We start from the raw sequence: 2,999 nt of genomic DNA on the forward strand, positions 1-2,999 counted from the left end.
CAGGCGCAACTGCTGCACCGGCACGGCGTCGCGCGGAATGCGGCGCTCGAGCGTGCGGGCGAGCGCGTCGATTTCGGCCAGCACCGACTGCGTATCGAGCGCCGGGTGCTCGTCGAGCGCGAGCGAGACGGCCGTTTCGGTGAGAGACAGGCTTCCGTCATCGGCCACCAGTGCGGCAAAGTACTCCAGCGCAGTCGGCACTTCGACGGAAAACGGGGCAGGCATGAAGCCAGTTTAGGCCAGCCCCATCGCGACGCGGCAGAGGGCGCGCGTGGCCGGTCAGCGGCTGGCTTCCTTTTTCACGTCATCGGCGGTGTCTTCGATCTTGTCGCCAGCGCGCTCGACCTGGTCGCCCACCTTCTCGGCTGCGTTGTCCAGCTGCTTGCCGGCGCGCTCGGCCGGACCCTCGGCGGGCTGGCATGCGGCCAGGGCGAAGAGAGCGCTCAGCGCCATGCCGCTCAATGTGTTGCGGGCGATGTTCATGCGGTGTCCTTGTGTCTTGCGGCGCCGGCGCGGAGCGCGTCGGCTGAAGCGCACTGTAGGCAGGTCATTTCGCAGCGTCGGCCGGACAGCGGCTCGGAGTGGCGTAGGCGGGCACCTACCGTGTCCCGCCGCTCAACGCTCTTTTCAGGTACGCCGCGCGAACTGTGACGGCCGCAGCCCGAGAATCAGCAGAACGCCGAAGTACAGCAGGGCCGCCGCCGCAAGCACTGCGGCCAGCGCGCCGGCGCGCAATAGTTCGCGCTCGCCCAGCGCGACCCAGTCGAACGCCTGCGCGGCCCATGCCAGGCCGCCGCCCATCAGCGCGCTGGCGAACACCACCCTGGCGGCAAAGGCCGGCCAACCGGGCGACGGCCGCCAACTGCCGCGGCGGTGAAGCATGATCAACAGCCAAAGCGCATTGACCAGTGCCGCACAGCCGATCGAAAGCGCCAGCCCGGCATGGCCCAGGCGCGGCACGAACACCAAGTTGAGCAACTGGGTCAGCACCAGCACGACCACGGCGATCTTCACCGGCGTGCGGATGTCCTGCTTGGCGTAGAAGCCCGGCGCCAGCACCTTGAGCGCGACCAGCCCGAGCAGGCCCGCGCCGTAGCCCATGAGCGCAACGACCGTCTGCTGCACGTCGTAAGGGCTGAACGCGCCACGGTGGTAAAGCACCGAGACGAGGGCCTTGGGAAACACCAGCAGCGCCACGGCACACGGCAGCGCCAGCAGGAGCACCAGGCGCAGGCCCCAGTCGAGCAGCGCGGCGTAACGGTCGGCATCGCCCAGCGCCTGCGTGGCGGAAAGCTGCGGCAGCAGCACCACGCCCAGCGCGACGCCGAGCAGCGCAGTGGGGAACTCCATCAGTCGGTCGGCATACGTCAGCCACGACACTGCGCCCGCGCCGATCTGCGTCGCGATCTGGGTGTTGATGAGCAGCGAGATCTGCGCGACCGACACGCCCAGGATGGCCGGCGCCATTTGCTTGAGCACGCGGTGCACGCCGGGATGCGCCCAGGCGGCGCGCAGCCGGGCGGGGCTCAGGCCGAAGCGCGGCAGCGCGCCGATGGCCCTCAGCGCCGGAATCTGCAGGGCGAGCTGCAGCACGCCGCCCACCATCACACCCACGGCCAGTGCATAGATCGGCTCGATGCCCCACGCCGAAAAGCGCGGCACCAGCAGCCAGGCCGCGGCGATGAAGGAGAGGTTGAGCAGCACCGGCGTGGCGGCGGACACCGCAAAGCGCTTCCAGGTGTTGAGCACGCCGGCGGCCAGCGCAACCAGCGACATGAAGCCGATGTAGGGGAACATGAAGCGCGTCATGACCACCGCGATGTCGAAACCGCCGGTCTCCTTCAGACCTTCGGCCATCAGCCACACCAGCACCGGCGCGCCGAGCACGCCCAGCAGCGACACGGCGAGCAGCGCCCACAGCAGCACGGTGGCCACCGCGTCGATCAACGCGCGGGTGGGATCGTCGCCATCGCGTTCGCGGCTTTGCGCCAGCAGCGGTACGAATGCCTGTGAGAACGCGCCCTCGGCGAACAGCCGGCGCAGCAGGTTGGGAATGCGGAAGGCAACGTTGAAGGCGTCGGTCATCACGCTGGCGCCGAAGGCCGCCGCCATCATCTGTTCGCGCACCAGCCCGGTGATGCGCGAGGCCAGTGTCAGCAGGGACACGGTGGACGCAGCGCGCAGCAGGTTCATGAGCGGTGGCGAGCGCCGCGGCAAGGCGGGCCGACATTAGAGTGGCGCGGAGTATAGGAGTGACCACTCACCCGACAACGCGGTGTAGAGCCGGAGCAAAGCGGGCTGCTATACTCACCGGCTGTTCACACGCAACACCCGCCCTACTCATGGCCACCTCGTCCAAAGTCAAGAAATCGGTCCGCATCGCTTCGGGTCGCAAGCGCGTGCGTCAAGACGTGCGCCTCAACGCCGCCAACACCGCCCTGCGCTCCAAGTTCCGCACAGCGGTCAAGGGCGTGCTCAAGGCGGTTTCGACCGGCGACAAGGCCAAGGCCTCCGACAACTTCAAGATCGCTCAGAAAGTGATCGACTCGATCGCCGACAAGGGCCTCTTCCACAAGAACAAGGCGGCGCGCCACAAGAGCCGCCTGGCCGCAAAGGTCAAGGCCTTGGCCTCGCAGGCGGCGTAACCGTTCCGAAGCAACGGCTGCCGCGGTCACCGCGTTCCGCGTTAACTGCTGCGAAGCCGTCGCGCGTGGAAATGAAAGTAAAGGGGCCTCGGCCCCTTTTTGCTGCGTGTCTCATTTGGCTCGTCGTAAGTCGGGAACGCTCGGCGCGCGCCTCGCGTAAAGCTTCGATTTCTCCGGACTACGAAGACGCTGGCCGGTCGTCGGCGTCTGGCAGCAGACAGGCTTCGGCCACCTGAAGCCGGTTGTCCCGCGCGAAGTTCATCACGAAGTCCCAGGCCATTGGCTCGATTTCTCGCAGCGCCTCGTTGACTACCACGCAACGCACGCCGTTGATCAGGTTGGGCACGCAATAAG

The 2,999-nt window shown here is 67.5% G+C and carries 4 protein-coding genes and 1 pseudogene; 1 reads left to right on the forward strand and 4 read right to left on the reverse strand.

Annotated elements, in window-relative coordinates; all coding sequences use genetic code 11:
• From H0W38_RS19900 to murJ, 3 genes and pseudogenes are all read right to left on the reverse strand, one after another.
• Window positions 1-225 (reverse strand): annotated as a pseudogene (locus H0W38_RS19900) (transglutaminase); the annotation flags it as partial.
• A 54-nt stretch (window positions 226-279) separates the two neighbouring features.
• Complete coding sequence (locus H0W38_RS19905) at window positions 280-483, reverse strand: hypothetical protein (RefSeq protein WP_292457429.1); 204 nt, start codon at window positions 481-483, stop codon at window positions 280-282.
• Window positions 484-627: 144 nt separating this feature from the next.
• Window positions 628-2,193: a murein biosynthesis integral membrane protein MurJ gene (gene murJ, locus H0W38_RS19910; RefSeq protein ID WP_292457430.1), complete on the reverse strand. Its 1,566-nt coding sequence runs from the start codon at window positions 2,191-2,193 to the stop codon at window positions 628-630.
• 149 nt (window positions 2,194-2,342) lie between these two features.
• On the opposite strand from murJ, the gene rpsT reads away from it, so the two are divergent.
• The gene (gene rpsT, locus H0W38_RS19915) at window positions 2,343-2,645 is read left to right on the forward strand and encodes a 30S ribosomal protein S20 (RefSeq protein ID WP_292457432.1); all 303 of its coding nucleotides are present in this window, start codon (window positions 2,343-2,345) and stop codon (window positions 2,643-2,645) included.
• A 178-nt stretch (window positions 2,646-2,823) separates the two neighbouring features.
• Here rpsT and H0W38_RS19920 read toward each other — a convergent pair.
• Window positions 2,824-2,999, reverse strand: a 176-nt coding sequence (locus H0W38_RS19920; RefSeq protein WP_292457434.1) for a DUF3579 domain-containing protein, incomplete at its 5' end; no start/stop codon positions are given.

Origin of the sequence: Methylibium sp., from assembly GCF_013817365.1 — a bacterium.
Taxonomy (GTDB): domain Bacteria; phylum Pseudomonadota; class Gammaproteobacteria; order Burkholderiales; family Burkholderiaceae_C; genus Methylibium.